Consider the following 12,228-nt stretch of genomic DNA (forward strand, 5'->3'; position numbering starts at 1 on the left):
ACCGCCAAGCGCTCGAGCATACGAGTCAGAAGCGCTACTTCAGGAACTCCGCGTCGATGAGACCGGGTGAAGGGCTCAGCGGCGGCGACTCCACGTCGTCGGCGGTATCTCTGACCTCGGAACGGAAGATCCGGAGAGCTCGACCAGAACCGCGTGCGAGGTCCGGGAGCTTCTTCGAACCAAACATGAGGACACAGACAACTAGAACAATCATCAACTCCGGCGCACCGATATCTCTCATAACGCCCGACGATACGGCTGCGAGACAGGACAGACTTTCGCGGTCGCAGATTCTCAGATAGTCCTTGGAGAAGCCGCCTGCCGCTTGAGCGTCAGTGACGGATCGGCTGGTTGCTGTGGTGGCCGCGCCCGACATGGAGCTGCAATGCGCTGGTCACCAAGGGGAAGTGGCTGAAGGCTTGGGGTGTGTTGCCCAACTGCCGACCGGACTTGGGATCCCATTCCTCGCTGAGGAGGCCCACGTCGTTGCGCAGGGTCAGGAGACGCTCGAACAGCGCCGTGGCCTCGGCCCGCTCGCCGGCGAGGTTCAGCGCGTCGACCAGCCAGAACGAGCACGCCAGGAAGAGTCCCTCGCCGCCGGTCAGACCGTCTCCGGAGCCGGTGGTTTCGTAGCGCTTGACGAAGCCGTCCTCGGTGAGCTCGTTCTTGACGGCTGCGATCGTGCCGAGGACGCGGGAGTCGGTCGGCGGTAGGAACCCGACCCGCGGAATGAGCAGAAGAGAGGCATCGAGTCCAGACGCACCGTAGGACTGGGTGAAGGTGTGCCGCTCCGCGTCAAATCCGCGCTGCAGCACATCGGTCTTGATTGCCGCGCCGAGCTCCTCCCACCGTTTCCCGGGGCCCTCGAGTCGGTGGGTGCGGACTGCTCTGGCCATCCGGTCGGCCGCGACCCAGGCCATGATCTTGGAGTGGGTGAAGTGACGCTGCTCGCCACGCATCTCCCAAAGGCCGTTGTCCGGCTTGTCCCACGCGCCCTCGAGGTGCTCCATGAGCAGAACCTGCAGATCCCAGGCATCGGTACTCGGGCTAAGTCCGGCGTCCCGAGCCAGTGCGAATCCATCGAGGGTCTCGCCCCAGACATCGAGCTGGAGCTGGCCCGAGGCTGCATTTCCGATGCGGACGGGCCGAGACCCTTCGTACCCGCTGAGCCAGGGGAGCTCGATCTCGGGGAGTCGGCGGGTGCCGTCGACGCTGTACATGATCTGCAGGTCCGCAGGGTCGCCGGCCACGGCGCGGAGCAGCCACTCGCGCCAGGCCTTCGCCTCGCCGAGGTAGCCGGCCGAAAGGAGTGCCTGGAGGGTGAACGTCGCGTCACGCAACCAGCAGTAGCGGTAGTCCCAATTGCGGGGGCCGCCGATCTGCTCGGGCAGCGACGTGGTGACCGAGGCGATGATGCCGCCGGTGGGCTTGTAGGTGAGGGCCTTGAGCGTGAGCAGCGAACGCTTGACGGCATCGCGGTAAGGCCCGCGGATCGGGGTGCCACCATCGGACCAGCTGGTCCAAAAGTCGAGGGTGTCGACCAGCGCCTGTTCCGGGTCGACGACCTTTGGCGCCGGCTCGTGACTCGGGAACCAAGTGAGGACGAACGGGATCCGTTCACCGGCGCGGACGACAAATTCCGACACGGTGGTCAGGTCGCGTCCCTCGGTCGGCACCGGTGTGCGCAACCGGACCGCGTCGGGACCGGCCACGGCGAGGATCTGGTCGCCTTGACGGCGTACCCACGGAACAACGCGGCCATAGTCAAAACGGAGCCCGAGCACGGAACGCATCGGCACGGCGCCTGCGACTCCCACCACCAGTCGGACGACGTCGGGTGCGAGCCCGCGCGGAGGCATGAAGTCGAGGACACGCACGGTCCCTTCAGGCGTCACCCACTCGGTCTCCAACACCAACGTCGCGTCGACGTAACGACGGCTGGTGCAGGTGCCACCTTGCGCGGGGGCGACGAGCCACCGGCCTGCATCTGGAGCGTCCACGAGGGCCGCGAAGGCGGCTGGGGAGTCGAACCGCGGCAGGCACAACCAGTCGATGGATCCGTCCGTGGCTACCAGAGCCCCCGTATGCAGATCTCCGAGCAGGGCGTAATCCTCGATGAGCGCCATGATGACGATCGTGTCACCGACCCGTCTGAACCCACTGATCCTGAAGAACGAGAGCCGACGCTGAGCAACCCCTCAGGACTGCCAGCTACCGTGGAGAGCTGCGATCGGAGGACCAGCATGCTGCTCGAAAGAACATCCATGGTTGTGACCGGAGGCAACAGCGGCATCGGTGAGGCAATCGTGCTCGCAGCCGCGACCGAAGGCGCGAGCATCGTCATCGACTACATCAATCACCCAGATGAGACGGCCCACCTCATCGCCGCGGTCGAGGCGGCCGGCGGACACGCGACAGGAGTCCACGCAGACGTGTCGAAGGCCGACGACCTGCAGAAGATGATCCAGGCCGCGGTCGACCAGTACGGGCGGCTCGACGTACTGGTCAACAACGCCGGTATAGAGACCCGTGCGTCGCTGCTCGAGACGACTGAGACCGAGTTCGACCGGGTCATGTCGATCAATCTCAAGAGTGCGTTCTTCGGCACCCAGACGGCGGCCAGGCAATTCATCAGTCAGGGCACCGGAGGGCTGGTGATCAACATCTCCTCGGTGCATGAGGACTGGCCCATGCCGGGAAACATCGCCTACTGCGTTTCCAAGGGTGGCGTCAGGATGCTCACCCGCACCGCAGGAGTCGAGCTCGGCCCGCACGACGTGAGAGTCATCAACGTTGCGCCCGGAGCGGTGGAAACACCGATCAATTCCACCACGATGGCCGATCCCAGCGAGATGAAGGCGCTCGACAAGGCCATCCCGCTCGGGCGCATGGCGAAGGCGTCGGAGATCGCCGACGTTGTCATCTTCCTCGCCTCCGGCAAGGCCGGCTACCTGACAGCCACGACTGTCGTCATCGACGGCGGCATCATGCAGGGAAGTGTCGGCCTCTGACTCTCCGCCAGGAGACCGAGGGAGTTCCCCGTCGCAGGATCCCAGGCAGAAGGCTCACGTCGTGGGTGCCAACTCGGGGACACTCAGAGCTTGGCCCGACCTAGTTCGGTGTAGGTTGGTGATAGCCCCGACCGCGACCCCGAGAAGCGGTCGGGGTCTCCTCATGTAGCACCTTTGCGGCGCCCCGCACGCTGGTCTGCCCGCGGCGCAGGCTTGATCCGCAGGCCTAGCGGATGTCGAGCTGCTGGAACCCCCGCCAGGCGACAGCGCCGAGCGCGACCGCACTCGAGAGCAGGACGGCCACGCCAGGTGCGGAAAGTCCGTTGACCAGCTGGTCGTCGCCGACGGCCCAGTAGAAGAGCGAGTAGAACCGCAGCGGGTGGATCCAGCTCACGACCGGAGCCAGGGAGCTCACGATGTACGACACCGCGGCCAGGCCGGTGGCGACACCGAGCGCGCCGCCCCGCCTCCCGGTCCACGAGCCCCACGCCAACGCGACCAGGCCCAGGTTGACGCCGAGCAGGGCGACGCCGATCGTCGTCCCGATGAGGGCACCGACGGCGAGATCGACCTGCCAGTGGTGCCCGGCGAGGCTGGCGACGAGGCACAGCAGCGGGACCGGCAGCGACAGGAGCGAAAGGGTCGCGACCTTCTCCAGCAGCACCGCCGCGCGGGTTCGCGGGAGCACCGCCACGTCGCCCAGGGTGCCGTCCTCGTTCTGGCCGGCGACGGCCGAGGCGCCGTACCCGATGGTCATGAAGAGCACGAAGAGCGGCAGGAAGTTCGCGTAGAGGTTCGCGTTCATCCAGCCGTCAGGCGATGTCAGGGATCCGGTTGCTCCGAACAGCGCACTCAGGCTGCTGTCGCCCTCGGTGAGCTTGTTGAGGGAGGTGTCGACGCGGAAGGTGGGGTACAGCACCACGATGAGCAGGGCGTAGGCGGTGACCCCGACCGCGTAGGCGATCGAGCTCTGCCTTCGCAGCCGCAGGTCGAGCCGAGAAATGTCACCGAGCAACGGGCACCTCCTGCGGGGCGCGGTAGAAGCTACGAAAGAGCACGTCCAGGTCCGCTGGGCGGGCGAGGATGTCGATCGCGTGGTGCGACGCGGCGGCCTCGAGCAGCGGCCCGACCTCCCCGCTGACGGCGAGGACCAGCCTTCCGTTCTGCTGGCCGAGGACCTGTACGCCAGGAAGCGCATCGAACTCCGCCTTGTCGACGGGAGCGCTGAAGGTGAGCTCGACAGAACGCGGTGCTCGCGCTCGCAGGGCCGAAACCGTGTCGGCCAGGACCAGCTCTCCACCACGGATGATCGCGATGTTGTGCGCCACTCGCTGCACCTCGTCGAGCTCGTGGGAGGACAGGAAGACCGTCCGTCCGCGCTGGACTGTCTCCGCCAGCAAGTCGTCGAACTGCTTCTGCAGCAGCGGATCCAGCCCCGAGGTCGGCTCGTCGAGGACCAAGAGCTCGGGATCGTGCTCGAACGCCCGGATGATCCCGATCTTCTGACGATTGCCCTTCGACAGCGTGCCGACCGGCCGCCGGAGATCCGCCTGGAAGCGCTCGGCCAGCTCGTGTCGCCTGGAGCGGTTCTCGACGTTGCGGGCGCGAGCCGTCCAGCCGAGAATCGCGTCACCCGTCAGGCGTGGCGGCAGCGCGAGCTCCCCGGCGAGGTACCCGATCCGCGCTCGGACCCCGGGCCCGTCGTCCCACGCGTCCGTCCCGAGAACGGTCGCTGTCCCGCTCGACGGCGCAGAGAGTCCCATGATCATCCGGATGGTGGTGCTCTTGCCTGCACCGTTCGGGCCGAGGAAGCCGAAGACCTGGCCGGCGGCGACCTCGAGGGTGAGACCAGAGACCGCATGAAGCGGTCCGAAGGTCTTGGTGAGGTCGTCCAGGCGGATCGCAGGCCCGGGTGCTGCGGGCTGGGTGATCACCATGCGAGCGCTGCCGCGTCGTCGATGACCAGTGGTTCGTCGGCAGCCTGAGCGAAGGCGACCAGGGCGTTGACCATCTCCGAGCGACGGGCTTCCGGCATCGCTCGGACGATGCGTTCGATGGACTCCCACCTCCGGGAGGTCACGTCGTCAACCAGGTGCTGTCCGCGGCCCGAGAGCTCGAGCACGACCTCGCGCCGGTTGGTCTCGTTCGTGCTTCGGACGACGAGATCGGCGGCCACCAACCGGTCCACGGTGCGCATCGCCGTGGAGGAGTTGACGCCGAGTCGGCCAGCGAGCCGGTTCAGGCTGCTGGGCCCGTGGGAGGCGAGGACGACCAGGGTCCGGAACTGGGTGATCGTGACGGTCTCCTCGATGCCGGCAAGCGAGCGGGCCGAGATGCCGACCAGCGCCCTCGAGGCTGTCAGGAGAGCAGCGACAAGGTCGCCGACCTGGTCGGTCCCGCTCTCGGGCACGGGCTGCTGTGATGCGTCCGGCATGTAGACCCCATTTCTCTTGCAGTACGCAATCGTTGCATACTGCAACACATGCGATCAAGCGAATCCGGGTTGAGCGGCCTCAAATCACGACTGACCGTGCAGCTCCGAGCAGGCAGCGGCGGCCTGTTACTGCTGGCCGTTACCGTCGGTGCGGGCGCGGCGGGCTTCGCGATCCTGTTCCGGTTCCTCATCAAGACCTTCACGCTGCTGCTGGCGGGCCACCCCGACTACGCCGCCGTACCGGGCGCGTCGCACCCTGGCCTGGAGGGACTGGGCCGCTGGTTCCTGCTGGGCACGCCCGTGATCGCCGGCTTGCTCTACGGGCCCCTGGTGCACTTCTTCGCTCGGGAGGCACGGGGCCACGGGGTCCCCGAGGTGATGTATGCGGTGGCGCGACGCGGGGGCCGGATCGCTCCGCAGGTTGCCGGAGTGAAGGCGCTGGCTTCCGCCCTGTGTATCGGCGGTGGCGGCTCGGTGGGTCGCGAAGGTCCGATCGTGCAGATCGGCTCCGCCCTCGGGTCGACGTGCGGTCAGCTGCTCCGGCTTCCTGAGCCGCGCCTGCGGGTGCTCGTGGCCAGCGGTGCCGCAGGTGGCATCGCTGCTACCTTCAATGCACCCCTGGCCGGGGTGTTCTTCGCGATGGAGCTCATCCTCTCCGACTTCGCGGCACAGTCGTTCGGCATGGTGGTGATCGCCGCCGTCACCGCCTCGGCGATCGGCCGTGCCGCTCTGGGAGACGCCCCCTTCCTGCACCTGCCCACTTTCACCGTGGCCCACCCGATCGAGTACCTGTACTTCGCCGTGCTCGGGGTCCTCGCCGGCGCCGTGGGCGTGATCTTCACCCGGATCCTTTACGCGATCGAAGACCTCTGCGACGCGCTGTGGCGAGGACCGGAGTGGCTGCGTCCGGCAGTCGGTGGGCTCGCCCTGGGCCTCCTGCTCGTCGCGGTCCCCGAGATGTACGGGGTCGGCTACCCCGTCCTGGGTCATGCGATCTTCGGGCGGTACGCGCTCGGGTTCCTGGTCGTGCTGCTGATCGCGAAGATGGTGGCCACCTCGCTGACGATCGGCATCGGAGGCTCCGGCGGCGTGTTCGCCCCGAGCCTGTTCGTCGGAGCCATGCTGGGTTCTGCCTTCGGAGTGGTCGCGAACGACCTGACCCCGGCCACCGCCGGCGCCGTCGGGGTCTACGGGCTCCTGGGCATGGGGGCTGTCTTCGCGGGTGCAGCCCGAGCCCCGATCACTGCGGTGATCATCATGTTCGAGCTCACCGGCGAGTACGGCATCATCTTGCCGCTGATGACCGCGATCGTTCTTGCTGCCGGGGTCAGCCACTGGCTCAGCGCCGACACGATCTACACCCTGAAGCTCCGCCGTCGAGGTGTCGACCTCGGGGTACGAGAGACGATCGCCTCGGCGTCCCGGAGTCTCGGCGAGCTGATGGCAGCAGTCCCGGAAGCGTTGCCGCACGACGCGTCGCTCGTCGAGGCGTCGCACGCCCTGGCTGCGTCGCGCTACGGCGTACTTCCGGTCTCCGACCGCAGCGGAGGTTACGCCGGGGTGGTGACCGCCCGCGCGGTCTCCGAGGCGATCAGCGACGGCCGTCACGACACCTCCCCCGTGGACCTGGTCATCGAGCTCCCGGTGGCGGTCCGGGTCACCGATCCGCTCGACGTCGGCATCCAGGCTCTCGACCGCAGCGGCTGCGGGGCGATCCCGGTACTGTCCGGGACCGGCACCGACGCCGTCGGGTGGTTCGACTACCAGATCGCACTCGACGCACTCTCGGGAGCCGGGACCACCGCTGCTGGTTCTCCTGCGAGCGTCGGCTGACGACCTTCAGCGGGGCACACCACCGTGGTGCTGCTCGCGCTCGTGCAGGGCTGCCAGCATCGCGTTGTAGGCCCCCAGCGCCTCGCCGCTCTCCGGGTCCGGTGCCGCACCCACCTCCTCCGAGGACGCACCGGTCCCGGCGCGCGCCTGTTCAGCCAGGGTCTGGCGACGCACCGACTCCAGCCACGAGCCGAGGACGCGTTCGCGGTGCGGGTCGAGGATCATCATCAGTACGACGCCGACTCCCGCGAGCATCATCAGACCGTCACCAGCCGCCCACATCAACGCACCGGCGATCTGCTGATCCTGCACCGGATCCGGGGCCCAGGACGGGTGCATGGCGAACATTGCCGGGAAGCTCACGTGGTCGGTCTGGAGCAGCACGATGCCGACGACGGTGTCCGGAACCATGGCGACCAGCACCAGGACGATCCGCAATAGGTAGGGCACGTCGCGGCGAATCGGCTCACGTCCGAGGATCGGCAGGAACAGGAGGCAGCCGGACGCCAGATACACGACCTGCTCCCCGGTCATCAGCCGCGAGTCGTTCGCCATCGCGTCCATGAAACCGGTCAGGTGGGTTCCGATGATGACGACGGCGTACAGGGTCAGCGCGGTGAGCGGATGGGTCAGGGCCGACAGCGGACCCGATCGCAGCACGCCGTCGAACCGCCTCCGCCCGCCGGGACGAAGCGCATTCCGAACCGCGGTCAGCGGGTGGCCGAGGATCACCAGCGCCGGCACCACCATGATCAGGATCAGGTGCTCCACCATGTGCACCCAGAACACCGCCATCGCATAGACAGCGATCGCCGAGCTGAGCGTCGCCAGGAGGAGCAGCCCGCCCGCCGAGAAACAGGCAACGCGCCAGCCCGGGAACCGCGCACCGTGACGGCGGCCGACGTGGACGAGGTACAGGTAGGCGCCGACGGAGACCAGGATCCCGATGGTCCATCCGAAGGAGAAGGTCCAGTCGTGGACCAAGGAGGTCCAGCCGAACGGGGGGAGTCGCGAGTGATCCATGCCCGGCATGCCGGCCAATGTAGGCGCTGCACCTGAGAGGTTCCCGAGCGCCTGGTCACGGTGCTGGGTGGTCCCCCGCCTTGCTCGAAGGCCCGAAGAGCCCATTCACATCGGTTCCGCCGATGATCAGCACCTCGTCGCCGCCGCGGAGTTCGGTGCCGCCGTGGATTTCGACGAGCTCGCCGTTGCGCCTTACCAGGCTGACCCAGGTCTCGTCCCCCACAGCCAGGTGACGGATCTCGACGCCGTCGGCTGCGGAGCCGGCTGCGACGACATGGAACTGGAGCCCGGTGGGTTCGGCGCGGAACCGAAGACCGAGCGACCACGGCTCGAGAGCGACCACGTTCATGGAGACCTTGAACCAGTTGGCCATCGCCGGCACCAAACTCCCCTGAAGAAGGGCTGAGGTGAGCACCACGACGAAGACGACCAGGTAGAGCCGGTGCGTTCCGGGACCGCCCTCGCCCAGGGCGAAGAGACCCAGAAGGATCGGAACGGCACCCTTGAGGCCGGCCCCGAGGATGAACGCCTTCTCCCCCCGCTCGAGGTTCATCCGGAGCATCATCACACCGACGAGAAGCGGCCGGATGATCAGGACCAGCAAGGCGGTGATGCCCAAGCCGACCCAGAGCACCGTTCCGCTGAACACGTCGTGCAGGTCGATGGTCAGTCCAAGAATGGTGAACGCCACGATCTCGGCGAGACTGCTCAGTCCGGAGGCGAAGCGTTCGATGTCGTGCTTGTACGGCGCCCGCGCGTCACCCAGAAGAACACCTGCCAGCAGAACCGCGAGGAATCCCGAACCGGACAGCACGTCCGCGACGCCGTAGATGAACGCAGCGCCCGCGAGCGCTCGCACCGGGTAGAGCGACTCGTTCGGCAGCGGGACGTGCCGCACGAACTGCACCAGCAACAGTCCGCCGATGACCCCGACGGCACAACCCACGACCATCTGCAGTGCGAAGGTCGCCATGCCGTGCGCCACCGAGCTGAACCCGGAACCGCCCGCCTCGAGCAGCACCGCCATCAGCGCGATGCCGACCGGGTCGTTCGCCCCGGACTCACCCTTGAGGATCGTGCCAGCCCGCCCGGTGATCTCCCTGCCCCCGAGAACCGAGAACACCATCGCCGGATCGGTCGGCGCCAGAGCAGCGCCGAGAAGCAGGGCGAGGTGCCAGTCGAACCCGAACAGGGCGTGGGCGACCAGCGCGACCGCACCCGCAGTCACCGCCGTACCCATCACACCGAGCCACAGGATCGCGCCCGCCGATGCCCGGAACTCGCGCCACCCGATCTGGACCCCGCCGTCGAACAGGATGAAGATCAGCGCCACCGTCACGACCCGCTCGTCGGTGATCACCGACAGGGTGCCGAGCCGCGGAACAACCTCCGACGCGGCCGCAGCGGCCAGCAGGAACAGCACCGGCGCCGGAACGCGGACCCGCTCGCTGACGTGATTGGACAGTATCGCCGCGAGCACCGCGACAGCGACCACCAGGATCACCACCCCGAACACCGGCACGTCGCTCATGACCCGGGCACGCCAACTTCCTGGGCACTGAGACCGCCCACGCCGCCGACCAGACTTCCCGGCTCACCTGTGTCCACCTACGGCAACCCAGCCGCACGGGCTATTCAACCACTCGAGCCGAGTGACGTCGTATCGGATATCTGATCCGATACAAGCAGATCAAACGCACCGATCTGGCGATCCGCGCAGGGTGTCACTCCGGCAGCCGCGTTGACAGCGACCCGCCGGACATCTTGACCCAGTCTGGCCAGAACCCCGGTCCTCACGGGATCGTCTGGTAGCCGTGCGACCAGTTCAGGCGGGCATGCAGGTGGCGGTGGCGCCCCTACAGCCCGAGGTCGCGGCTGGAGGTGAACTCGAGGGCCTGGGCCGGGCGGATGTAGCGCTCCAGCAGGGTGGAGAGCCGCTTGTGGCGGGTCTGCGCCGCGATCCGATCCAGGCTCACACCAGCGACGGCCGCGGTGGTGGCGTGCCCGGCGCGCAGCGAGTGCGGAGTAATCCGTTCGGCCGGCAGCCCGGCGTGCTCGGCGCGGTTGCGGAGCATCCGGGCGATGGCGTTGCCGGAGAGACGCTCGATGGTGACGGTCTTGTTGCGCATGCTCGTGAACAGCGGTCCCGGGTCGTGGCCACGCTGGGCGAACCAGCCGTCGAGCGCGGCGATCGGATCGGTCTCGGCGCGCTGGCCGTGAGCGACGGCGACGACCTGACCGATGGCCTCTTGGTCGGTCTTGGAGCGGCGGACATGGAGCAGCAGCCCGCCAGGTTTGGGCTGGACGTCGGTCAGGTCGAGTGCGGCGAGCTCGCCGCGGCGCAATGCGGAGGCGAAGCCGAGCAGGATGATGGCGGCGTCACGTGCTCCCTTCGCCGTCGTGCGGTCGATGGGTCCGAGGATTTGGCGGATGTCGTTGGTGTCCAGCGGGCGTGCCTGGCGCCGGGGTGCGGCTCCGACGATGCGGCGCAATCCGCGTCGTACCTGCCTGACGGCCTCAACCGTGGTCGGGTCGTCCAGGCCGCGGCTGCGGTGGGCGTAGGAGATGGCGCCGATCGCCAGGTCAAGGGTGGGAACAAGTGCACCGTCACTGGCCCGCTCGGTGAGGTAGGCGCAGATCATCGCCGGACTCGCGGGCAGTGCCGAGGTCTGCCTGGCCGAGCACCAGCGCTCCCACTGCCGCCAGCCATGCCCATAGACGTGGCGAGTGGACTCGGCCAGCGTGGAGGCGACCGCTTCGGCGATGCGGAGGGCGTCGTCGACGGTGAGTCCGTGAGGTAGGTCGAGAGCGGAACTGTCGGGCAGGGAGGCAGCCAGCGCCTCGGCGGTGGTGGTGATCATCCACAGGTTGTAGGGGTCGATCTCCCCCGCCCGTTCACAGGGCGGCCTGCGGTGCCGTCCCGGCGTCAGGAACCGGGGTGTGTCGCGGGTGTGGCTCGTGGCTGGGAAAGGAGCACTTTCTGCCCACACGATCAAATCACCAAACCAAACAGGGCCGTGGATCCACTGGATCCACGGCCCTGACGAGTAGCGGGGGCAGGATTTGAACCTGCGACCTCTGGGTTATGAGCCCAGCGAGCTACCGAGCTGCTCCACCCCGCGTCGGTGAACGGAACATTACCGTGTGGCGGCGGGCTGACCCAAATCGGTACTCGGGTTTGCGACCAAGGTCACCGGGTTTCGACAAGCTCAACCAGCACAGGCGGGGTTTCGACAGGCTCAATCGGCACGGCCAGGGTTTCGACAGGCTCAACCAGCACAGCCGGGTTTCGACAGGCTCAACCAACGAGACCCAGTGGCTCAACCTGCAACGGCGAGGAGCAGCTCGCAAGCCCGGCGCAGGTCCTGCTCGGCCGACTCCAGCGGGCGGTTGCCCGAGAGCGTGGTGACCAGCACACCGAACCAGCACTGGATCACCAGCCAGCAGCGACGCCGCTGGTCCTCGGTGGGGTCCCGGTGCCAGCCGGCGACCCGGAGCAGCAGCGCCAGGAAGGCCTCCTCGATGACGGCCGAGTCCGGGCTGTCGAGACCCTCGGACAGGATGATCGACTGGATCATCGACATCGAGAGCCGCCGGTTGGCGTACATCTCCTTGGTGAAGAGCATGAGCAGGTCAGTGACCACGGCACCGAGGTCCTGGTCCGCGTCGACCTGGAGGTCGCGCGGGTCGACCTTCTCCAGCTCGGCCCGCATCACCCCGACGAACAGGTGCACCTTGGACGGGAAGTACCGGTAGAGCGTCGCGATCGCGACCTCCGACTCGGCGGCCACGTCCTGCATCTGCACGCGCTCGAAGTCCTGCTGCGACCCCAGCTTCACCGCCGCGCGCAGCATCTGGCTGTGCCGGTCCTTCTGCCCCTGCGAGCTGGGCTTGGCCGGCGGCCTCGCTTCGGGGAGCCGCGGCACG

The 12,228-nt window shown here is 67.6% G+C and carries 11 protein-coding genes and 1 tRNA gene; 2 read left to right on the top strand and 10 right to left on the bottom strand.

What is annotated here, in order from left to right; genetic code table 11:
* Positions 1-34: 34 nt before the first annotated feature.
* Both tatA and EFL95_RS15050 read right to left on the bottom strand, forming a co-directional pair.
* Positions 35-376, bottom strand: coding sequence for a twin-arginine translocase TatA/TatE family subunit (gene tatA, locus EFL95_RS20150; RefSeq protein ID WP_425463962.1), 342 nt, complete (start codon positions 374-376; stop codon positions 35-37).
* Positions 333-2,126, bottom strand: coding sequence for a glycoside hydrolase family 15 protein (locus tag EFL95_RS15050; RefSeq protein WP_123234714.1), 1,794 nt, complete (start codon positions 2,124-2,126; stop codon positions 333-335). The genes tatA and EFL95_RS15050 overlap by 44 nt, the downstream gene beginning before the upstream one ends.
* On the opposite strand from EFL95_RS15050, the gene EFL95_RS15055 reads away from it, so the two are divergent.
* Positions 2,085-3,011, top strand: coding sequence for an SDR family NAD(P)-dependent oxidoreductase (locus EFL95_RS15055; RefSeq protein ID WP_246004962.1), 927 nt, complete (start codon positions 2,085-2,087; stop codon positions 3,009-3,011). The two genes, EFL95_RS15050 and EFL95_RS15055, sit on opposite strands and share 42 nt — an antisense overlap.
* A gap of 226 nt (positions 3,012-3,237) precedes the next feature.
* Here the strand turns inward: EFL95_RS15055 and EFL95_RS15060 are convergent, their stop codons facing one another.
* Genes EFL95_RS15060 through EFL95_RS15070 form a run of 3 tightly spaced genes read right to left on the bottom strand, consistent with a single transcriptional unit; the run spans position 3,238 to position 5,445 of the window.
* The gene (locus EFL95_RS15060) at positions 3,238-4,026 is read right to left on the bottom strand and encodes an ABC transporter permease (RefSeq protein ID WP_123234716.1); all 789 of its coding nucleotides are present in this window, start codon (positions 4,024-4,026) and stop codon (positions 3,238-3,240) included.
* Positions 4,016-4,948, bottom strand: coding sequence for an ABC transporter ATP-binding protein (locus EFL95_RS15065; RefSeq protein ID WP_123234717.1), 933 nt, complete (start codon positions 4,946-4,948; stop codon positions 4,016-4,018). The genes EFL95_RS15060 and EFL95_RS15065 overlap by 11 nt, the downstream gene beginning before the upstream one ends.
* The gene (locus tag EFL95_RS15070; protein ID WP_123234718.1) at positions 4,942-5,445 is read right to left on the bottom strand and encodes a MarR family winged helix-turn-helix transcriptional regulator; all 504 of its coding nucleotides are present in this window, start codon (positions 5,443-5,445) and stop codon (positions 4,942-4,944) included. Before EFL95_RS15070 ends, EFL95_RS15065 begins: the two co-directional genes overlap by 7 nt.
* Positions 5,446-5,541: 96 nt before the next feature.
* Between EFL95_RS15070 and EFL95_RS15075 the strand changes: the two genes are divergently transcribed.
* On the top strand, positions 5,542-7,278 hold the full coding sequence (locus EFL95_RS15075; RefSeq protein ID WP_221176402.1) for a chloride channel protein: 1,737 nt from the start codon (positions 5,542-5,544) through the stop codon (positions 7,276-7,278).
* Between the two features lie 6 nt (positions 7,279-7,284).
* Here EFL95_RS15075 and EFL95_RS15080 read toward each other — a convergent pair whose 3' ends face one another.
* The 5 genes from EFL95_RS15080 to EFL95_RS15100 all read right to left on the bottom strand — a co-directional run bounded on the left by EFL95_RS15080 (position 7,285) and on the right by EFL95_RS15100 (position 12,227).
* Positions 7,285-8,310: a cytochrome c oxidase assembly protein gene (locus EFL95_RS15080; RefSeq protein ID WP_183407178.1), complete on the bottom strand. Its 1,026-nt coding sequence runs from the start codon at positions 8,308-8,310 to the stop codon at positions 7,285-7,287.
* Positions 8,311-8,356: 46 nt separating this feature from the next.
* On the bottom strand, positions 8,357-9,832 hold the full coding sequence (locus EFL95_RS15085) for a cation:proton antiporter domain-containing protein (protein ID WP_123234721.1): 1,476 nt from the start codon (positions 9,830-9,832) through the stop codon (positions 8,357-8,359).
* Between the two features lie 325 nt (positions 9,833-10,157).
* Entirely contained in the window at positions 10,158-11,162 is a 1,005-nt protein-coding gene (locus EFL95_RS15090) for a tyrosine-type recombinase/integrase (protein ID WP_123234722.1), read from the bottom strand.
* A gap of 187 nt (positions 11,163-11,349) precedes the next feature.
* A tRNA-Met gene (locus EFL95_RS15095) sits at positions 11,350-11,423 on the bottom strand.
* Positions 11,424-11,621: 198 nt separating this feature from the next.
* Positions 11,622-12,227, bottom strand: coding sequence for a TetR/AcrR family transcriptional regulator (locus EFL95_RS15100; protein WP_123234723.1), 606 nt, complete (start codon positions 12,225-12,227; stop codon positions 11,622-11,624).
* Between the last annotated feature and the right edge of the window lies 1 nt (position 12,228).

It is taken from the genome of Nocardioides marmorisolisilvae (assembly GCF_003725775.1).
GTDB classification, from domain to species: Bacteria; Actinomycetota; Actinomycetes; order Propionibacteriales; family Nocardioidaceae; genus Marmoricola; species Marmoricola marmorisolisilvae.

Excerpts from the sequence above, each read along its gene's own strand:
- EFL95_RS15055 (WP_246004962.1), top strand. The coding sequence starts at position 2,085 with ATGCAGATCTCCGAGCAGGGCGTAATCCTCGATGAGCGCCATGATGAC.
- EFL95_RS15080 (WP_183407178.1), bottom strand. The coding sequence starts at position 8,310 with ATGCCGGGCATGGATCACTCGCGACTCCCCCCGTTCGGCTGGACCTCC.
- EFL95_RS15090 (WP_123234722.1), bottom strand. The coding sequence starts at position 11,162 with ATGATCACCACCACCGCCGAGGCGCTGGCTGCCTCCCTGCCCGACAGT.
- tatA (WP_425463962.1), bottom strand. The coding sequence starts at position 376 with ATGTCGGGCGCGGCCACCACAGCAACCAGCCGATCCGTCACTGACGCT.
- EFL95_RS15065 (WP_123234717.1), bottom strand. The coding sequence starts at position 4,948 with ATGGTGATCACCCAGCCCGCAGCACCCGGGCCTGCGATCCGCCTGGAC.
- EFL95_RS15085 (WP_123234721.1), bottom strand. The coding sequence starts at position 9,832 with ATGAGCGACGTGCCGGTGTTCGGGGTGGTGATCCTGGTGGTCGCTGTC.
- EFL95_RS15070 (WP_123234718.1), bottom strand. The coding sequence starts at position 5,445 with ATGCCGGACGCATCACAGCAGCCCGTGCCCGAGAGCGGGACCGACCAG.
- EFL95_RS15050 (WP_123234714.1), bottom strand. The coding sequence starts at position 2,126 with ATGGCGCTCATCGAGGATTACGCCCTGCTCGGAGATCTGCATACGGGG.